At 69.6% G+C, this 19394-nt stretch carries 14 protein-coding genes and 1 pseudogene; 7 read left to right on the forward strand and 8 right to left on the reverse strand.

The annotated features are described in order from the left end of the window. Positions 1 to 32: 32 nt before the first annotated feature. The 3 genes from cydD to Q5694_RS08100 are packed head-to-tail and all read right to left on the reverse strand — an operon-like array spanning position 33 to position 6067. Complete coding sequence (gene cydD / locus Q5694_RS08090; protein ID WP_333931702.1) at positions 33 to 3524, reverse strand: thiol reductant ABC exporter subunit CydD; 3492 nt, start codon at positions 3522 to 3524, stop codon at positions 33 to 35. A gap of 12 nt (positions 3525 to 3536) precedes the next feature. Next, complete coding sequence (gene cydB, locus Q5694_RS08095) at positions 3537 to 4541, reverse strand: cytochrome d ubiquinol oxidase subunit II (protein WP_333931703.1); 1005 nt, start codon at positions 4539 to 4541, stop codon at positions 3537 to 3539. A gap of 20 nt (positions 4542 to 4561) precedes the next feature. Further along, on the reverse strand, positions 4562 to 6067 hold the full coding sequence (locus Q5694_RS08100; protein ID WP_333931704.1) for a cytochrome ubiquinol oxidase subunit I: 1506 nt from the start codon (positions 6065 to 6067) through the stop codon (positions 4562 to 4564). A gap of 141 nt (positions 6068 to 6208) precedes the next feature. On the opposite strand from Q5694_RS08100, the gene Q5694_RS08105 reads away from it, so the two are divergent. Then, positions 6209 to 6595: a cyclophilin-like fold protein gene (locus Q5694_RS08105; protein WP_333931705.1), complete on the forward strand. Its 387-nt coding sequence runs from the start codon at positions 6209 to 6211 to the stop codon at positions 6593 to 6595. A gap of 182 nt (positions 6596 to 6777) precedes the next feature. On the opposite strand, the gene hisC is transcribed toward Q5694_RS08105, so the two are convergent. Beyond that, positions 6778 to 7857, reverse strand: coding sequence for a histidinol-phosphate transaminase (hisC, locus tag Q5694_RS08110; protein WP_333931706.1), 1080 nt, complete (start codon positions 7855 to 7857; stop codon positions 6778 to 6780). Between the two features lie 431 nt (positions 7858 to 8288). Between hisC and Q5694_RS08115 the strand changes: the two genes are divergently transcribed. From Q5694_RS08115 to Q5694_RS08125, 3 genes are all read left to right on the forward strand, one after another. Further along, a complete protein-coding gene (locus tag Q5694_RS08115; RefSeq protein WP_333931707.1) occupies positions 8289 to 9401 on the forward strand; it encodes a LacI family DNA-binding transcriptional regulator in 1113 nt (370 codons plus the stop codon). A gap of 279 nt (positions 9402 to 9680) precedes the next feature. Continuing rightward, positions 9681 to 10772 carry a metallophosphoesterase family protein gene (locus tag Q5694_RS08120; RefSeq protein ID WP_333931708.1) on the forward strand — a complete coding sequence of 364 codons (1092 nt, stop codon included), beginning with the start codon at positions 9681 to 9683 and terminating at the stop codon, positions 10770 to 10772. A 184-nt stretch (positions 10773 to 10956) separates the two neighbouring features. Further along, on the forward strand, positions 10957 to 11826 hold the full coding sequence (locus tag Q5694_RS08125; RefSeq protein ID WP_333931709.1) for a hypothetical protein: 870 nt from the start codon (positions 10957 to 10959) through the stop codon (positions 11824 to 11826). Between the two features lie 133 nt (positions 11827 to 11959). Here the strand turns inward: Q5694_RS08125 and Q5694_RS34795 are convergent. Further along, a pseudogene (locus Q5694_RS34795) lies at positions 11960 to 12040 on the reverse strand (thiamine biosynthesis protein ThiC); the annotation flags it as partial. A 582-nt stretch (positions 12041 to 12622) separates the two neighbouring features. On the opposite strand from Q5694_RS34795, the gene Q5694_RS08130 reads away from it, so the two are divergent. Both Q5694_RS08130 and Q5694_RS08135 read left to right on the forward strand, forming a co-directional pair. After that, positions 12623 to 13051 carry a hypothetical protein gene (locus tag Q5694_RS08130; RefSeq protein ID WP_333931710.1) on the forward strand — a complete coding sequence of 143 codons (429 nt, stop codon included), beginning with the start codon at positions 12623 to 12625 and terminating at the stop codon, positions 13049 to 13051. Beyond that, complete coding sequence (locus Q5694_RS08135) at positions 13027 to 13242, forward strand: hypothetical protein (protein WP_333931712.1); 216 nt, start codon at positions 13027 to 13029, stop codon at positions 13240 to 13242. The genes Q5694_RS08130 and Q5694_RS08135 overlap by 25 nt, the downstream gene beginning before the upstream one ends. A 3-nt stretch (positions 13243 to 13245) precedes the next feature. Here the strand turns inward: Q5694_RS08135 and Q5694_RS08140 are convergent, their stop codons facing one another. From Q5694_RS08140 to thiC, 3 genes are all read right to left on the reverse strand, one after another. Further along, positions 13246 to 13569 carry a hypothetical protein gene (locus Q5694_RS08140; protein ID WP_333931714.1) on the reverse strand — a complete coding sequence of 108 codons (324 nt, stop codon included), beginning with the start codon at positions 13567 to 13569 and terminating at the stop codon, positions 13246 to 13248. After that, positions 13508 to 13789: a phosphotransferase gene (locus Q5694_RS08145; RefSeq protein WP_333931716.1), complete on the reverse strand. Its 282-nt coding sequence runs from the start codon at positions 13787 to 13789 to the stop codon at positions 13508 to 13510. Before Q5694_RS08145 ends, Q5694_RS08140 begins: the two co-directional genes overlap by 62 nt. Before the next feature lie 1672 nt (positions 13790 to 15461). Next, positions 15462 to 17264: a phosphomethylpyrimidine synthase ThiC gene (thiC, locus tag Q5694_RS08150; RefSeq protein ID WP_333931717.1), complete on the reverse strand. Its 1803-nt coding sequence runs from the start codon at positions 17262 to 17264 to the stop codon at positions 15462 to 15464. Positions 17265 to 17518: 254 nt separating this feature from the next. Between thiC and Q5694_RS08155 the strand changes: the two genes are divergently transcribed. Further along, positions 17519 to 19375 carry a YibE/F family protein gene (locus Q5694_RS08155; protein WP_333931719.1) on the forward strand — a complete coding sequence of 619 codons (1857 nt, stop codon included), beginning with the start codon at positions 17519 to 17521 and terminating at the stop codon, positions 19373 to 19375. The last annotated feature ends 19 nt before the right edge of the window (positions 19376 to 19394 follow it).

Genomic DNA, 19394 nt, shown 5'->3' on the forward strand with positions numbered 1-19394 from the left:
CGACCGGCCGGGGCGACTCGGCGGCGCGAGGGTCAGCCCACGTCCGCGAGCGACTCCGCCGCAGCCTCCCGCTCCGCCATGCGTCGCAGCGGGCCGTCCACCGCTGCCAGTTCGTCGTACGGGCCGCGCTGCACGACGTGCCCGGCGTCGAGCACGATCACCTCGTCCACGGCGTCCAGTCCGGCCAGCCGGTGCGTGATGAGCAACGTCGTACGGCCCTCGGTGGCCGCCAGGAGATCGGCCGTGAGGGCGTCGGCGGTCGGCAGGTCGAGGTGCTCGGCGGGCTCGTCCAGCACCAGGACGGGGAAGTCGGCGAGCAGGGCCCGCGCCAGCGCCAGCCGCTGCCGTTGCCCGCCCGACAGCCGCGCCCCGTGCTCACCGACCAGCGTGTCGAGTCCGTCGGGCAGGGTGCCGGCCCAGTCCAGCAGCCTGACCCGCGCCAGCACCGCCCGCAGATCGTCCTCGCCGGCGTCCTTCCTGGCGAGCAGCAGGTTCTCGCGCAACGAGCTGTCGAAGAGGTGTGCGTCCTGCGCGCACAGGCCGACCATCGTCCGCACGTCGTCCCCGGCCAGGCCGTACGCGTCGACACCCGCCAGCGTGTACGCACCGGCCCGCGCGTCGAGGAACCGCAGCAGCACCTGCGCCAGGGTGGTCTTGCCGGAGCCCGAGGGTCCGACCACGGCGATCCGGCGGCCCTCCTCGAGAGTCAGGTCCAGTCCGGCCACGGCGTCCCGGTCCTGGCCCGCGTGCCGCGCCACCAGTCCCCTGACGACGACCGGGAAGGGTGAGGCGGGCGCCTGCCGGGGCCGCTCCGGTTCCCGTACGGGGTCCGGCGCGTCCAGCACCTCGTGGACCCGCTCGGCGCTGCGGTGGACCCGTTGCCGGTACTGCACGGCGAGCGGCAGCCCGAGCACGGCCTCGAAGGCGGCGAGTGGGGTGAGGACGACGACGGCGAGGGCCACGCCGTCCAGCCGTCCGGCCGCGACCGCCTGCACACCGGCCAGGGCGGCCGCCGTGACGGTCAGCCCCGACGCCAACGCGGTGAGCCCGTCCCCGAGGGCGGTGGCGGTGGCGGCGCGCGAGGCGAGCCGCGTGAGCGTCCTGTCGGCCTCGCGCGCCTGGCCCATCCGCGTGGGGAGGGCGCCTGCGACGGTCAGTTCCGCGGTACCGGTGAGCAGGTCGGTCACCCGCGTGGCGAGCACCCCGCGGGCGGGGGCCAGCCGGTGCTCGGCCCGCCGGGCGACCGCCCCGGTGACCAGGGGCACACCGACACCAGCGGCGAGCAGCCCGGCCGCGAGCACCGCCCCGGCCTCGGGCAGCAGCCACGCCGTGAAACCCACCGAGACGGCCGACACGACGAGCGCCGACCCGGCCGGCAGCAGCCAGCGCAGCCAGTAGTCCTGCAGCGCGTCCACGTCGGCGACCAGCCGGGAGAGCAGGTCGCCCCGGTGGGTGCGGCGCAGCCCGGCCGGTGCGAGCCGCTCCAGCCTCCGGAACACCGCGACCCTGGTGTCCGCGAGCATCCGCAGCACGGCGTCGTGCGACACCAGCCGCTCGGCGTACCGGAACACGGCCCGCCCGATGCCGAACGCGCGCGTCGCCGTCACGGCCATCATCAGATACAGCACGGGTGGCTGCTGCGAGGCCCGCGAGATGAGCCATCCCGACGTGGCCATGAGCCCGACCGCGCTGCCCAGCGCGAGCGAACCGAGCAGCAGCGCGAGTCCCAGCCGGCCGCGCCGGGGCCCGGACATGGCACGGACCCGGCCGAGGACCCCGCCCGACGCGGACCGGCCGCGGGTGTCCGCGGGAACCGGCGGCCGCGCGGTGCCGGCCGGGCGCGTCCCGCCGTCCTGAGCGACGGGGCGGACCGTGGGCACGGCCGTGGTCTCGGGCTCCCCCAGGCGCACCACCCGGTCCGCCACCTCCAGCAGCGCGGGCCGGTGCGCCACGAGCAGCACCGTCCGGCCGACCGCCAGCCGCCGCACCGCCGCCACGACCTCGGCCTCGGTCGCCCCGTCCAGAGCCGCGGTCGGCTCGTCGAGCAGCAGCACGGGCCGGTCCGCGAGGAACGCCCGGGCCAGCGCCAGCCGCTGCCGCTGTCCGGCGGACAGGCCGGCCCCGCCCTCGCCGAGCACCGTGCCGGCCCCCTCGGGCAGCGTGTCCACGAACTCCAGCGCCCCGGCGTCCCGCAACGCCCGACGTACGGCGTCGTCGTCCGCGTCGGGCCGCGCCAGCCGCACGTTCTCGGCGATCGTCCCGGCGTACAGGTGCGGCCGCTGCGGGACCCAGGCAACCTGGGACCGCCATTGCTCCAGGTCGGCCTCCTCCAGGCCGGTCCCGCCGACCACGACCCGCCCCCCGGCGGGCCGGACGAACCCCAAAAGCACGTCCAGCAGGGTCGACTTGCCCGCACCGCTGGGGCCGACCAGCGCGACCGTCTCCCCGGGCTCGACGGTGAAGGAGACTCGCGAGACGGCGTCCGCGGAGCGGCCCGGGTACCGGACGGTCACCTCCTCGAAGGACAGCGCGCCGCCCTCCGGCACGGCCGCGGAACCCGCCACCGGCGAAGGGGTCTCCAGGACCTCGAAGATCTCCTCCGCAGCCGCCAGCCCTTCCGCCGCCGCGTGGTACTGCGCGCCGACCTGCCGCAACGGGAGATACGCCTCGGGCGCCAGGATCAGGATGACCAGGCCGATGGAGAGGTCCATCTCTCCGTGCACGAGCCGCATGCCGATCGTCACGGCGACCAGCGCCACCGAGATCGTCGCGAGGAGTTCGAGCGCGAAGGAGGAGATGAAGGCGATCCGCAGCGTCCGCATGGTCGCCCGCCGGTACTCGCCGGTGATCCGGCGGATCGACTCCGCCTGGGCCTTGGCGCGGCCGAAGACCTTCAACGTGGGCAGTCCGGCGACCACGTCCAGGAAGTGCCCGGACAGCCGCGACAGCAGCCGCCATTGACGGTCCATCCGGGACTGGGTGGCCCAGCCGATCAGCATCATGAAGACCGGGATGAGCGGCAGCGTGCCGACGATGATCGCCGCGGAGACCCAGTCCTCGGTGACGATCCGCGCCAGCACCGCCACCGGCACGACCACCGCGAGGCCCAGTTGCGGCAGGTACCGCGAGAAGTAGTCGTCCAGTGCGTCGACACCCCGGGTGGCCAGGGCGACCAGCGAACCGGTCCGCTGCCCACCCAGCCACCCCGGTCCCAGGGAGGTCGACCGCTCCAGCAACCGCCCCCGCAGCTCCGACTTCACCGCCGCACTCGCCCGGTGGGCGGCGAGTTCCGTCAGCCAGCCGACCAGCGCCCGCCCGGCGGCCACGGCGACCAGCAGCACCAGGGGAGTGGTGAGGTCGGACACCGTCTCCCGGTGCTGGAAGGCGCCGACCACCACTTCGGCGATGAGCATGGCCTGTGCGATGACCAGCCCCGCCCCCAGCGCGCCGAGGGCGATGACGGCCACCAGGAACACCCGGGTGGCACGGGCGTACCGCAGCAGACGCGGATCGATCGGTTTCACGTGAAACACACCTCAGTGCACGGGATCGGCGATGTGCTGGGTGCCGATCCGCTTGCGGAAGACCCAGTACGTCCAGCTCTGGTAGAGCAGGACCACCGGCGTGGCGACCCCGGCGCACCAGGTCATGATCTTCAGCGTGTAGGGGCTGGACGAGGCGTTGGTGACCGTCAGGCTCCAGTCCGGGTTCAGGGTCGAGGGCATGACGTTCGGGAACAGCGTCAGGAACAGCATCGCCACCGTGGCGACGATGGTCATGCCCGACAGGGCGAATGCCCAGCCCTCACGCCCGGCACGCGCGGCACCCAGCGCCGCGACCAGTGCTGCCACGGCCACGGCCAGCGCGACCAGCGACGCCCCGTCACCACGGTCGGCCTGCGTCCACAGCAGGAAGGCCAGTGCCAGCACGGCGGTGGCCGCACCGACCCGCAGCGCCAGCGTCCGCGCCCGCTCGCGGATCTCCCCGACGGTCTTGAGGCCGACGAACACCGTCCCGTGGAAGGTGAACAGCGCCAGGGTGACCAGACCGCCCAGCAGGGCGTACGGGTTGAGCAGGTCCAGGACCCCGCCGGTGTAGTTGAAGTCCCGGTCGATCTTCACGCCCCGCACGATGTTGCCGAAGGCCACCCCCCACAGGAAGGCCGGGACGAGCGAGGTCCAGAAGATCGCCGTCTCCCAGTTGCGCTGCCAGTTCTCCTCGGGACGCTTCACCCGGTACTCGAAGGCCACGCCCCGGACGATCAGGCAGACCAGGATCAGCAGCAGGGGCAGGTAGAACCCGGAGAAGAGCGTGGCGTACCACTCGGGGAAGGCGGCGAAGGTCGCGCCGCCCGCGGTGAGCAGCCACACCTCGTTGCCGTCCCAGACGGGCCCGATGGTGTTGATCAGCACTCGCTTCTCGGGCCGGTTGCGGGCCAGCAGCCGGGTGAGCACGCCGACCCCGAAGTCGAAGCCCTCCAGGAAGAAGTAGCCGGTCCACAGGACGGCGATCAGGACGAACCAGACGTCGTGCAGTTCCATGACTGTGCAGCTCCCTCGGCCTAGTACGAGAAGGCCATCGGCTTGTCGGCGTCACGGAGGTCGCCGCCGATCTTCGTGGGCGGGTTGAGGTCGGCCTCGGTCAGTTCGGGCGGCCCGGCCTTGACGTACTTCACGAGCAGCTTGACCTCGATCACGGCGAGGACGGCGTACAGCGTCGTGAAGACGATCATCGAGGTGAGGACCTCGGCCTGGGAGACGCCGGGGGAGACCGCGTCACGCGTCTGGAACAGGCCGTAGACGACCCACGGCTGGCGGCCCATCTCGGTGAAGATCCAGCCCCAGGAGTTGGCGATCAGCGGGAAGGCCATCGTCCAGACCGCCGCCAGCCAGTACAGGCGGGTGAGACGCGGCTGCAGCGGCTTGCGGAACAGCACCAGGTGCGGCACCTCGTCGTCACCGGTGCGCCAGGCGGCCGGCAGCAGGAACTTCTTGCGGGTGAGCCACAGTCCCAGCAGGCCGAGGGAGAACGACGCCATGCCGAAGCCGATCATCCAGCGGAAGCCCCAGTAGGCGACGGGGACGATGGGCTTGTAGTCACCGGGGCCGAACTTCTCCTGAAGCGCCTTGTTGGTGTCGTTGATGCCCGGCACGTACGACTCGAAGTCGCTGTGGGCCAGGAAGGAGAGCAAGCCGGGGATCTCCAGGGCGACCTTGTTGTGGCCCTCGTCCACGTCCCCGTACGCGAACACCGAGAAGGGCGCCGGCCTCTCGCCGTCCCACAGCGCCTCGGCGGCGGCCATCTTCATCGGCTGCTGTTCGTACATGACCTTGCCCAGGGTGTCCCCGCTGACCGCGGTGAGCAGGCCGCCGACCGCGACGGTGACGAGCCCGAGCCGGAGCGAGGTCCGCATGACCGGGATGTGCTTCTTGCGCAGCAGGTGGAAGGCGGCGATGCCCACCATGAAGGCGCCACCGGTCAGGAAGGCCGCCGCGAAGCTGTGGAAGACCTGATTCAGGGCGGTGTTCTGGGTCAGCACCAGCCAGAAGTCGGTGAGTTCGGCCCGGCCCTTGGTCTCGTTGATGCGGTAGCCGACCGGGTGCTGCATCCAGGAGTTGGCGGCCAGGATGAAGTACGCCGACAGCAGCGTGCCGATCGAGACCATCCATATGCAAGCCAGATGGATCTTCTTCGGCAGCTTGTCCCAGCCGAAGATCCACAGGCCGATGAAGGTCGACTCGAAGAAGAACGCGATGAGGGCCTCGAAGGCCAGTGGAGCACCGAAGACGTCACCGACGAAGCGCGAGTAGTCGGACCAGTTCATGCCGAACTGGAACTCCTGCACGATGCCCGTCACCACGCCCATCGCGATGTTGATCAGGAAGAGCTTCCCCCAGAACTTGGTCGCCCGGAGGTACTTCTCCTTCTCCGTCCGCACCCAGGCGGTCTGCAGGCCGGCCGTCAGCGCGGCCAGTGAGATCGTCAGGGGAACGAACAGAAAGTGGTAGACGGTGGTGATCCCGAACTGCCATCGCGCCAGGGTCTCCGGCGCCAGAGCCAGATCCACGTCGCCGCTCCTTACCTACGCTTGTGAAAGCGTTCACATTCACAAGCCATTATGCAGCACGCACTTTCGAGGATTGGAGGGGGTCCTGTGTGACGCTCGTCAACCCTTGGCCGGGGCTTCAACATAATGTTGAATCGCCGCATGCAGATACAGACGCCGACCCGGATCTCCTGGCCCTCCGGGCACCTCACCGCAACCCTCGACGACACCCCGACCGCGCAGGCCCTCGGCAAGGCACTGCCTCTCGTCTCCACCGCCCGGACCTGGGGCGAGGAGGTGTACTTCGACACGGGGGTGTCGGTTTCACGTGAAACAGGCGCCCGCGAGGTGGTCGACCCGGGCACGGTCGCCTTCTGGACGGACGGCGACGCACTGGCACTCCCCTACGGGCCCACGCCGATCTCCCAGGGCGACGAATGCCGCCTTGCCGGCCCGTGCAACGTCCTCGGCCGTGTCGACGGCGATCCCCGGCTGCTCGCCACCGTGCGCGACGGCGACCCGATACGCGTGGAACCGGCCGACGACTGACGCCGACCGGCTCCCACCGGTGTCCTGCCCGGACGGGCGGAACCTCACAGGTCTCAGAGCTTCTCAGCTCGGCTCTCCGATCCTGCAGAGGCCTTCAAAGCCCTCGGAGACCCTCGGAGTCCGACATGCTCTCGAAGGCAGTCCGGACCGCTCCCGAGCCCCGGCTCCCGAAGCCCCGGCTTTCAGAGCTCCTTGCGAAACCCTTCCGCCACCTTCAGGAAGATGTCGTTCGCCTCGGCCTCGCCGACCGTCACCCGCACACCCTCGCCCGGGAACGGCCGGACCACCACGCCCGCCTGCTCACAGGCCTCCGCGAAGCCGACCGTGCGCTCCCCCAGCCGCAGCCACACGAAGTTGGCCTGGGTCTCCGGCACCGTCCAGCCCTGGGCTCGCAGCCCGTCGACCACGCGCGTGCGCTCGCACACCAGTGAGCCGACCCGGCCGAACAGTTCGTCCTCGGCCCGCAGCGAGGCGATCGCCGCCTCCTGCGCGAGCTGGCTGACTCCGAACGGCACCGCCGTCTTGCGCAGGGCCGCGGCCACCGGCTCGTGGGCGACGGCGAACCCCACCCGCAGGCCGGCCAGACCGTACGCCTTGGAGAAGGTCCGCAGGACACAGACGTTGGGCCGGTCCCGGTACAGCTCGATGCCGTCCGGCACCTCGGGGTCGCGGATGAACTCGCGGTAGGCCTCGTCGAGCACCACCAGCACGTCGCCGGGGACCCGGTCGAGGAAGCGCTCCAGCTCCGCTCGCCGCACGACCGTGCCCGTCGGGTTGTTGGGGTTGCAGACGAAGATCAGCCGGGTCCGGTCCGTGATGGCGTCCGCCATCGCGTCGAGGTCATGCACATCGCCGGAGGTCAGCGGCACCTGCACCGAGGTCGCGCCGCTGATCTGCGTGATGATCGGGTACGCCTCGAAGGAGCGCCAGGCGTAGATCACCTCGTCGCCCGGGCCGGAGGTGGCCTGGATCAGCTGCTGCGCGACGCCGACCGACCCGGTGCCGGTGGCCAGGTGGGACAGGGGCACGCCGAACCGCTCGGACAGCTCGCTCATCAGTGCCGTGCAAGCCATGTCCGGGTAGCGGTTGAAGTTGCAGGCCGCCGCCGTCACGGACTCCAGCACGCCCGGCAGCGGCGGGTAGGGGTTCTCGTTGGAGGACAGCTTGTAGGCCACCGGTCCGCCGGCCGCCGCGGGCTTGCCCGGCTTGTAGGTGGGGATCCCCTCCAGCTCGGCGCGCAGCTTGGGGCTCGTCTCGCTCACCGCAGTCCTCCTCGTGAAGACCGGCGGCCCATGACCGCCGCCGACATCCAATACTCCTCACCTTATGAGGATTCGGCGTCGCTGCGTATAGCCACGGCGAAGCGACCGCCGCCGGCACCCCGCGTCCCACCGGCAACAAGGGCATCGATGCATGAAGGCGTACGAATCCGGGGGCGCGCCGCACATATATCTATGCGCCGGTGGTGCACGCCCTGGCGCGCGTCACCCGTGCAGGTGAGTTGAGACCTCTTCGCAACATCCACCACGGGGCAGGTACGCACGCGCCACCACGTCACGTACTGCCATGAGAGCGCTCAACACCCTTTACTTCGTAGGCAATTGACCCTTAACGATCATGCAGAAACGTGTCTGTCAACGCGTGCATATGCGTCCGCCCTACCCCACCACATGAGCCCTACTATCGGCTCGCCATGACAGCAGCAGGGAAGCACCAGGTGAGCCGCGCGGAAACCTCACGGCGAGGCAGCCGGCCGGGTCGGGCGGGTATCAGAGACGTGGCCGCCGCCGCCGGAGTCTCCATCACGACCGTCTCCGACGCCCTCAACGGAAAGGGCCGGCTCCCGGACGCCACCCGGCGCCATGTCCGCGAGGTCGCCGACCGGCTGGGCTACCGGCCCTCGGCCGCCGCCCGGACCCTCCGCACCGGCAAGTCGGGGCTCATCGGCCTGACCGTGACCACGTACGGGGATGAACCTTTCACCTTCACCGAGTTCGCGTACTTCGCCGAGATGGCCCGGGCCGCCACCTCCGCGGCACTGGCCCGCGGTTACGCCCTCGTCATCCTGCCCGCGACCTCCCGGCACGACGTGTGGTCGAACGTCGCCCTGGACGGCACGGTCGTCATCGACCCCTCCGACCAGGACCCGGTCGTCAGCGAGCTCGTCCGGCAGGGCCTGCCCGTCGTGTCCGACGGCCGTCCGGCCGGAGCGCTGCCCGTCACGGCCTGGGTCGACAACGACCACGAGGCCGCCGTGCTCGGCATCCTCGACCACCTGGCCGACGCCGGCGCCCGCCGCATCGGCCTGCTGACCGGCACGAGCACGGACACGTACACCCACCTGTCGACCAGCGCGTATCTGCGCTGGTGCGAGCGCGTCGGCCAGGACCCGGTCTACGAGGCCTACCCGGCGCACGATCCGTGTGCCGGCGCCGTCGCCGCCGACCGGCTGCTCGCCCGGCCCGACCGGCCCGACGCGGTCTACGGACTGTTCGACCCCAACGGCACCGACCTGCTCGCCGCCGCCCGGCGCTACGGCCTGCGCGTCCCCGAAGACCTGCTGCTCGTCTGCTGCAGCGAGTCCACCGTCTACGCGAACACCGAACCACCGATCACCACGCTCTCCCTGAAGCCGCGGCGCATCGGTACGGCGGTCGTGCAGTTGCTGATCGACGCCATCGAGGGCGTCGAGTCGGAGCACCCGGTGGAGCAGGTGATACCGACGGAGCTGATCGTGCGCACGTCGTCCCAGCGGCGGCCGCCACGCACGACGGTCAGCCCGCCGCGGTCACCCGAGGAGACGTGAGCTCCCGCTCCCGGGTGACGGAGGGTCGGCCTCCTGAGGAGAAACGGGGCCGGTCCCCCGGAGAGAAGGGATCGTTCTCGCGAAGAGAACAAGCGCGAGGACGGTCGCACGGTGGTCGAAGCCCGGCGCAATCGGGGCGAAAGCCGCGGCGAACCGGAGTCTTGCTCTGATTCACCACCCCTGGGTCATCACACGGCGCGATCCGCATTCCTATGATGGGCCCACGACACCGGCGGACCGCTACGACCAGGCAGTCCGATGCGGTGCAGATGCGGCGCGATGGTGGAGGGGTCGATGACTCAGGGGGCCGGTCAGGGACCCGAGGTGGAGCGGACGGCGACGTTGCGCGACTTCCGGGTGCCCGCGTACGTCCACGAGACCGGTCCGTACGTCCACGGCGTCCACCCCGGCGAGGTCGCCCCGCCGCCCGCGGAGACCTATCCCGAGGGCTACACGCCGACCCAGCGCGACCTTCCCGTCGTGAACCGGGGCGACACTGTCCAGGTGACCGTCGAACCCGAAACCGCCGCCGCCCCGCAGTCCACCACCGGGCAGGGCCCGCTGTACGTCGTGGGCGACGTCCACGGCTACCTCGACCAGCTGGTGGCCGCCCTCCAGGAGAAGGGCCTGCTCGACGCCGCCGGCAACTGGTGCGCGGGCACCGCCCGGCTGTGGTTCCTGGGCGACTTCACCGACCGCGGCCCGGACGGCATCGGCGTGATCGACCTGGTCATGCGGCTGTCCGCCGAGGCCGCCGCGGCCGGCGGGTACTGCAAGGCGCTGATGGGCAACCACGAACTGCTGCTGCTCGGCGCGAAGCGGTTCGGCGACACCCCCGTCAACTCCGGCGCGGGCACCGCCACCTTCCAGGCGGCCTGGCTGCTCAACGGCGGCCAGAAGACCGACATGGACCGCCTCCAGGATCACCACCTGCAGTGGATGGCCCGCCTGGACGCCGTCGAGGAGGTGGACGGACACCTGCTCGTGCACTCCGACACCACCGCCTACCTCGACTACGGCCGTTCCATCGAAGAGGTCAACGACACCGTCCGCGAGACGCTCACGCGCAACGACGCGGACGAGGTCTGGGATCTGTTCCGCAAGTTCACCAAGCGGTTCTCGTTCCGCGACGAGGGCGGCGCCGACGCCGTGCGCTCCCTGCTCGACACGTACGGCGGCACCCGCATCGTCCACGGCCACAGCCCGATCCCGTACCTGCTGGGCGAGGCGGGCTCCGAGGAGGACGACGAGGCCACCGACCCCGTCGTCGAGGGTCCGCACGTCTACGCCGACGGGCTGGCCATCGCGATGGACGGCGGCGTGACGATGGCCGGGAAACTGCTGGTCCAGCAACTGCCCCTGGCCACCTGAGCCTTGACCGGTGCGGCAACGGCCGCTCCGGGGCCCTTGCCGCCGAGGGGCCAATTTCGGTAAACCCCCTGTCACCGCACACCGTCACCGCTCTACCATCGGCTTATCCGTAGCAGGCTCCCCTCCGTTTCTGCCCGACGGCTCGTCAGCATGCCGAGCCCCAAGCCCTACGGAGCATCGGGGGATGCACATGAACAGCGTTCCGCAGCACCTGCTGAGCGAGGACCGCCAGGAATACGAGCGGATCCTCGATGAGGCGCTGCGCTCCGCCCCACACCGTCCGGAACTGTCCGCTGTCGGACAGCGGCTCAACTCCGAGCAGCTGCGCACCATGGCGCTGAACGCCACCGCGCTCATCACGGCCGCCGCGTCGGCCGAGTACCAGCACTACGTCAAGGTCCGTGACGAACTCCGCCAGCCCGCGCCGTCCGCCTCCTCGTCCGTGCGCGGCACCGGGTCGACCGAACCGGCCGGCGGAGGGGCGGGACTCGCGGCCTCCGTGGGCGAGGTCGCCGCGGAGACCGCCGGCGCGGGCGCCGTCGCCGTCGTCGCCGTCCTCGCCCCCGTCCTGGCCGGCACCGCCGCCGCGATCTTCCTGCTCGTCGGCTACGTCCTGCAGATGCTCGATCCCGAGCAGGGGTTCGCCCGGACCATGCTCACCACCGGGTGGGTCTTCGGCGCCGTGACCGCGGTCGCCATCCTGGTCGCCGCGGTGGGCCTGCTGCTCACCGCCCTGCGCAACAAGCCGACCGCCGAGACGGGCCCGTACGGCGAGTTGCGCAGAGAGGTCGACCGGGCCAGGGAGGAGTGGCGCGAAGCCCTGATGGAGCGGGGCATCCTGCCGTTCCTGCGGGAGGCGCTCGCCGACCCCGGATCGGCCGCCGCGCTGCACCACCCCTCACCCTCGGCGCCGGTCAGCCGCATGCCGCATCTCGGGTACGACCGCCCGGGCTTCTCCAGCCCGGGCGACGGCAGCCGCGGCTCACGGCCGAGCTTCAGCAGCCCGGACTACACCAGCCCGGACTTCGGAGGCCCGGAGCACCAGCCGGACTAGCGCCGGGCGCCCGCCCCCCGGCGAGCGCCCGGCGATCCGCGCTCCCCCGGGCGACGAGGCCACGGGGGAAGCGTGAACCGGGCACCCGCCCGGGCGAACACGACCGCCCGGGCCTCGGCGATCCCAGCGCGGGTCAGTCCGCGATCGGCAGGTACACCCTGTTCCCGCTCGCCGCGAACTCCTTCGACTTCTGGGCCATGCCCTCCTCGATCTCGCTCAGCGGCACTCATGGCCGACGTGCTGAGCGTCAAATTCGGCCGCCGCATCACTCCCGGCGATCTCGGCTTCTTCGATCACACGCGGCCGGCCACTCCGGAACCGCTCGGCTATCCCAGTACCGTCCCCGACGTGCTGTCGATGCTGGATGGACTCGCCCAGGAACGGGCCGACACCGTCGTATCCGAGCAACTGATTGTCTCGGACTCAGATCTCAGCCCCGCCGTCCTGTCGTGGATGATCGCGCGCCCGGACGGCATCCAGTCCGACAGGCCCGCTCAGCAGCGGGTCGGCATGCGCGACGTCCGGGCAATCAGGGACGCCGCCGCGACCTTCATGCAACTCGACTTCAAGTACGGCGGAGGCCACGGCCACAAGGCACTACGTCACTACTTCCGCCATGAGGTCCTGCCCCTGCTCAGCGCCAGCTACAGCGAGAAGGTAGGCACGGCGTTGTTCGGCGCCGCCGCCGAGGTCTCCCAGTTGCTCGCTTGGACCGCATACGACTCCGGTAACCACCGGGCTCGCTCACCGCTATCTCACGTCGACACTGCGACTGTCCCAGGTCATCGACGACCGCATGTTCGGGGCCCGCATCCTCGGCAACCTCAACCACCAGGCGAACTATCTCGGCCACCACACCCAGGCCATCCAGCTAGCCCGCGCCGCAGTCGAGGGCGCCAAGGGCCGGGCAACCCCACGTGCCATGGCGAACTACTGGGCTATGGAGGCCCGGGCGCTCTCCAACGCGGGGGATCGAACCGGGGCGTCAGTCGCCATGACCCAATCTCAGCGCCACTTCGAGCGCGCTGACAGTGCCGATGACCCGCCGTGGTTGAGCTACTTCGACGACGCGGAACTCTTGGGCGAGTTCTGCCACTGCTTCCGCGATCTAAGGATGCACCGTGAGGCGGTCGAGCACGCACAGCGCGCTATGGACAGCACCGATCCGCAGTACGCCCGCACCCTCGGTTTCTGTCGCAGGTGCTCGCACAAAGCCAGCTACTGAGCGGAGAGCTGGAGGCCGCCACCACAGCCAGTCTTGCCGTGGACGGCGGCGACTCCCTCCAGTCCTCCCCCTTCCAGCGCTACGTGACCGACTTTCAGGCGGAGGTCAGTGCGTACGCGGCCAACCCGGCCGTCGTGGCCTTCAATGAGCAGGTGAACGAAGCGCTCGCCCGTCTGGACGAGGACGAGTAACAGCTAGCAAGGACGCCAGTCGCGCGGCGCATCATCGTTCCGCAAGCCAGCGATGCGCTGGCGGTACTCGGCTGCCGTCTCCTCGTCCTCCCGCACGTTCTGCATCAGCCACGTGGTCATGCCGAACTCTTGGAGCCGCCGGAGCGTGTCGTAGCCGTGCCAGTCGTGCAGGTCTCGCCCGTACGCCTGCACGAAGTCGGCGTACTGCTCGTCGGTCTGCCACCGCAGGCTGTGGTGCTCCGTGGCCGTAACCATTAGGTCCCACTCAGGATGATCGAAGCAGAATGCCTCGAAGTCGATCAGGATGACTTCTTCCTGGTCGTTCACCTCCGTGGTCGTTCACCATGAGGTTCTGGACGTGAGCATCGCCGTGCACCGGCCCCTTGGGTGTCTCGAACCGCAAGCCCTCGAACTGGTCACGCAGCTCACTCCACCGCTTACGGAGGAAGACCCTGTCATCTTCCGGGATCGCTGCCTGGCTGATCCGCAGTTCCTGCTTATCGAAGGGGTTGAACGAAGGCAGCTCCAGGCCAGCGGGCAACGTCATGGAGTGCAGGTCCGGGCGGTTGCCTCGACGATGAGCCACCAGAACGTCACCGGGTGGCCACGATCAGGAACGGCTGCTCAAGCCGTCGACCAGGCGCGCGGCAGGGAACCCTTCCTCAGCCAACCACTGTGAGACGGCCACCTCGACACGAGCCTTGGGCAGCCACGGCTCTCCTCGCGCCACCCGTACGATGACTGGCTCAGCGTCCAGGCGGAAGAGCGCGTTCTCTCCCAGACGGATCAGCTCTGACCCACTGTCGTCCAATCCAGCCGCCCGGCATGCCGCGCTCATCACCTGCGCGGCCCTCGTCGATGTGAACCCCTCTTGCGATCGAGCAGGGTCAAGCGCCATGCCCGTCCCAGCTCCCCTAGTCGCGCGCGATCAACCGGCGCACGCATACGGGTGACCAACCCGACGTGTGCCGGACACGACCATGACCGTACCCAAGGCGCACTTGCTCGTGCGATAGGCGATGGCATGCAGCGTCCTAGATCGACGGCTCCCGCCGCCTGTGCACGCGCTGGGAAACACAAGATGACATGTGGACGCCTTTCTCCAACTGGTCTCCTACATATCATCGCCGCAAGAAACCAGGACAGGGATCCGTGGCGACACTTCTCGTCACTGCAATACATTTGCGCCATTGGCTCAATTCCATCGCACACACAGAGACCCTCAAATTATCCTCAACTTCTGGATCTCCATTGACACACTCTTCAATTCACTCCTAGGTTGATCACGTCAACCCAACGTAGAGGAACAGAATTCCGGAAGGGCGGGGATTTGAGTGCGTACGACAACGAGGATTATCCTTGCAGGATCCGCAATGTTCGGCCTCATGCTCTCGGTGCCCGCAACGGCCTCAGCAGCGGCACAGGCGCATCCAGAGGGGTGCTCGTACGAGGTCGTTGACTCAAAGATGACTGTGGCGCGGTGCAGCAAGTCGAATGGTGGCCATTACCGTGCCTCAGCAATGTGCAAGGACACAGATACCGGCAAAATCAAGTTCTTCGAGGGTGACTGGCGCAATAATGGCTCGCACTCCAGGGCCTATTGCCAGGGTTCGACTAGAACTGTGTCCGCCGGCGTCACAACTCGTCACAACTAGAGGGCACCCTGAATGGATGTCAGCACCCCGTATGACGCACCCCGCAATTACACTTCAGTGAAGGGATCTACAACAATGAGGAAGTGGTCGTTCATCGCCGCGGGTGGCGTAGCAGCTGCCTTCGCACTCGCCTTCCCTGGGGCAGCCTCCGCAGCGCCCACGGGGGCGGAGGCACATCCGTCGGGCTGCACCTATCAGAGCAACTTCGAAAACGGTGCGATGGCCAAGTGCACCAAGAGCAACGGCGGCCATTACAAGGCTGCCGTCGACTGCACTCGCTGGGACGGTGGCGGCGTTGTCACCTTCGAGGCTCCTCGCTGGCGTACCAGTGGCTGGTCGCAGGTCTTCTGCCCGGCACAGACGACGTTCCGCTCTGCGGGAATCACCACCAAGTCCACCTAAAAGCGGCTCCTAGGGGCACGTAGGTCGACTTCTCTGCGGATGCCTTCCTGAGCCTGCGCCGAAGTGCCGGGGCAGGGCTGGAAGCTGATCAACAGAGCACATGGAAGACCAAAGTAGAGTGTGGGGTGCGGGGCAGGTCCTTGGATCTGCCCCGCTGCCCTGTCAGTCCGCGATCGGCAGGTACACCCGGTTCCCTGCCTCGGCGAACTCCTTCGACTTCTGGAGCATCCCCTCGGCGATCTCCTCGGACGAGGCTCCCTCAGCCACCGCACCACCGAACCGCTCCGTGATGCTTTGGCTAATCTTCATGCTGCAGAACTTCGGACCGCACATAGAGCAGAAGTGGGCCGTCTTGGCCGGTTCCGCGGGGAGCGTCTCGTCGTGGAACTCCCGCGCCGTGTCCGGATCGAGGGCCAGGTTGAACTGGTCCTCCCAGCGGAACTCGAAGCGGGCGTCGGACAGGGCGTCGTCCCACTCCTGCGCACCCGGGTGACCCTTGGCGAGGTCGGCCGCGTGCGCGGCGATCTTGTACGTGATGACGCCGGTCTTCACGTCGTCGCGGTTCGGCAGGCCCAGGTGCTCCTTGGGCGTGACGTAACACAGCATCGCCGTGCCCCACCAGGCGATCATCGCGGCACCGATGCCGGAGGTGATGTGGTCGTACGCGGGCGCGACGTCGGTGGTCAGCGGGCCGAGCGTATAGAACGGGGCTTCATCGCAGATCTCCTGCTGGAGGTCGATGTTCTCCTTGATCTTGTGCATCGGGACGTGGCCCGGGCCCTCGATCATGGTCTGTACGTGGAAACGCTTCGCGATCCGGTTGAGTTCCCCGAGCGTCCTCAACTCCGCGAACTGCGCCTCGTCATTGGCGTCCGCGATGGAACCGGGCCGCAGGCCGTCGCCGAGGGAGTACGTGACGTCGTACGCGGCGAGGATCTCGCACAGCTCCTCGAAGTTCTCGTACAGGAACGACTCCTTGTGGTGCGCGAGGCACCAGGCGGCCATGATCGAGCCGCCGCGGGAGACGATGCCGGTCTTCCGGTTCGCGGTGAGCGGCACATAGGCGAGGCGCACGCCCGCGTGCACGGTCATGTAATCCACGCCCTGTTCGGCCTGCTCTATGACCGTGTCCTTGTAAATCTCCCAGGTCAGTTCCTCGGCCCGGCCGTCGACCTTCTCCAGGGCCTGGTAGAGAGGCACCGTGCCGATGGGGACGGGGGAGTTGCGCAGCACCCACTCGCGCGTGGTGTGGATGTTGCGGCCGGTGGACAGATCCATGACCGTGTCGGCGCCCCAGCGGGTCGCCCAGGTCATCTTCTCGACCTCCTCCTCGATGGAGGACGTCACGGCGGAGTTGCCGATGTTGGCGTTGACCTTCACCAGGAACCTCTTGCCGATGATCATCGGCTCGATCTCCGGGTGGTTGACGTTGGCCGGCAGAACCGCACGGCCCGCCGCGATCTCGTCCCGCACGACCTCGGGAGCGACGTTCTCCCGGAGGGCCACGTACTCCATCTCCGGTGTGATCTCGCCTCGCTGCGCGTACGCGAGCTGCGTGACCGCCTTGCCGTCCCGGCTGCGGCGCGGCTGGCGCGGGCGTCCGGGGAAGACGGCGTCGAGGTTGCGGAGGCCGCCGCGCGGCGAGGTGTGCTTGATGCCGTCGTCCTCGGGACGGACGGGGCGGCCCGCGTACTCCTCGGTGTCGCCGCGGGCGACGATCCAGTTCTCGCGCAGCGGCGCCAGGCCCCTGCGGACGTCGGTGTCGACGAGCGGGTCGGTGTACGGACCGGACGTGTCGTACAGCGTGACCGAACGCCCGTTGGTGAGGTGCACCTGACGGACCGGCACGCGCAGGTCGGGGCGACTGCCCTCGATGTACGCCTTGTGCCAGCCGATGGACTTCCCGGCCTCCGCGGACTGTGCGTCCTGAACGGAGGCAGGCGTGCGTGCGTCCTTGTTGGTCATGAGACCTACTCCCTACGCCGGCATTACCCGGTAACAGGTTCGGCGGTCGACGCAGCGGCTTCCGTCCTCCGACGTTCCGTGGGAAACATCACTCGACTTCGGTGATGTTTCATGTGAAACATCGCTGGGACGGAGGTCAGCGCCCTCTCAGCCCGGTGCTCCGAGCTCCCGCGTGTACAAAAGGTGACTCCACGCTAGCGGCAATTCTGGCGCGGTGACCAGAGGGCCCCCCTCGTTCTTGCGATGATCGGTCGGTGACCACCACGCATCGCTCCCCTCACCCACCGCCCGAGCCGCCTCGCGGCCCCGGCAAAAGCGCCGGAAACAACAACGGCAACGGCCGGGGCCGGGGAGACGACCACGACTTCGCCGCAGGCGCCGGCCACGGGCCGGACGTGGGGCAGGGGCGCGGTTCCGCCCCGGCTCAGCGGCCGGGGTCCGCGGCGGGTGAGTGGCAGGGGCACGGTCCGTCCGGTGCCTTCGGGCACGGGCCGGGCGATGAGCGGCGGCCAGGGGTCGTACCCGGCAGCGGACAGGGCCCGGGCTCCCGTCACGGCTACGGGGACGGTCCCGGAAGCGGCCAGGGCCAGGGCGGCCACGACCACGGCGGAGGCCACGGCAGCGGCCACCCCGGTGGACACGGCCACGGCGGCGGGCACGGCAGCGGCGATGGGCGCCACGGCGGCGGGCACGGCGGTGGCGATGGGCGCCACGGCGGCGGGCACGGCGGTGGCGATGGGCACGGCAGCGGACGTGGCCACGGGGGCGGTGACAGCGGTCACGGCGGTCACGGCTCCGGTTCCGTTCCGGGCGGCGGACACGGGCACTCACACGGCCACGGACCGGCCGCACCCGTCTCGCAGCATCTGCGCAAGGTCATCGCCGCGGTCCTGATCCCGTTCGCGGCGGCCGTACTGGTCGGCCTGGCCGTGCTCTGGCCGGGTGGTGCGCCGCCGCACGAGCGCACGGGCGTCGGGTTCGACCGGCAGACCCAGCAGGCCACGGTCACCAAGGTCGTGGAGGTGAGCTGCAAGGAGGCCGGGGCGCAGGGAGTCCCGCCGACCGGCGACACCTCCACCGCCGAGGGTTCCTCCGCGGTGCAGCAGGAGAAGGGCACCTGCAAGCGGGCGACGATCCGGGTCGACACCGGCCAGGACAAGGGCCGCACGTTCACGGAGATCGTCCAGCCCGACCAGTCACGCCAGTTGAGTGAGGGCCAGGGGGTGGTGGTCGCCTACGAGCCGTCCGCGCCGAAGGACCTGCAGTACTCGGTCACGGACGTCGACCGCCGGCTGCCCCTGAGCCTGCTCGCCGGCATCTTCGCGGTCGCCGTGGTGATCGTCGGGCGGCTGCGGGGTCTCATGGCCCTCATCTCGCTGGCCATCAGCTTCATGGTGCTGAACTTCTTCATCCTGCCCGCGATCCTGCAGGGTTCGAACCCGCTGCTGGTGGCGGTGGTGGGCGCGAGCGCGATCATGCTCATCGCCCTGTACCTGTGCCACGGCCTGTCCGCGCGGACCTCCGTGGCCGTGCTGGGGACCCTCATCTCGCTGCTGCTGATCGGCGTCCTGGGCTCGGTGTTCATCGACTGGGCCGCCCTGACCGGCAACACCGACGACAACACCGGCCTCATCCACGGCCTCTACCCGACGATCGACATGAGCGGTCTGCTGCTCGCCGGCGTCATCATCGGTTCGCTCGGCGTGCTGGACGACGTGACGGTCACCCAGACCTCCGCGGTCTGGGAGTTGCACGAGGCCAACCCGACGATGGGCTGGCGCGGGCTGTACCGCGCCGGCATCCGGATCGGCCGTGACCACATCGCGTCGGTGGTCAACACCCTCGTCCTCGCCTATGCGGGTGCCGCGCTGCCGCTGCTGCTGCTGTTCTCCATCGCGCAGAGCAGTGTGGGGACGGTCGCGAACAGCGAGCTGGTCGCCGAGGAGATCGTGCGCACGCTGGTCGGCTCGATCGGTCTGGTCGCCTCGGTGCCGGTCACCACGGCTCTGGCGGCGCTGGTCGTCTCGGCCGACCGCCCGGGATCGAAACCCGCGGCGGAGGCCGCGGCGGCACCGGCGCGCGGGGGCAGGGGCCGACGCCGCAAGCGCTGACGCGCCCCCTGCCGGGATG

It is taken from the genome of Streptomyces sp. AHA2 (genome assembly GCF_036857595.1).
In the GTDB taxonomy this organism is placed as follows: Bacteria; Actinomycetota; Actinomycetes; order Streptomycetales; family Streptomycetaceae; genus Streptomyces.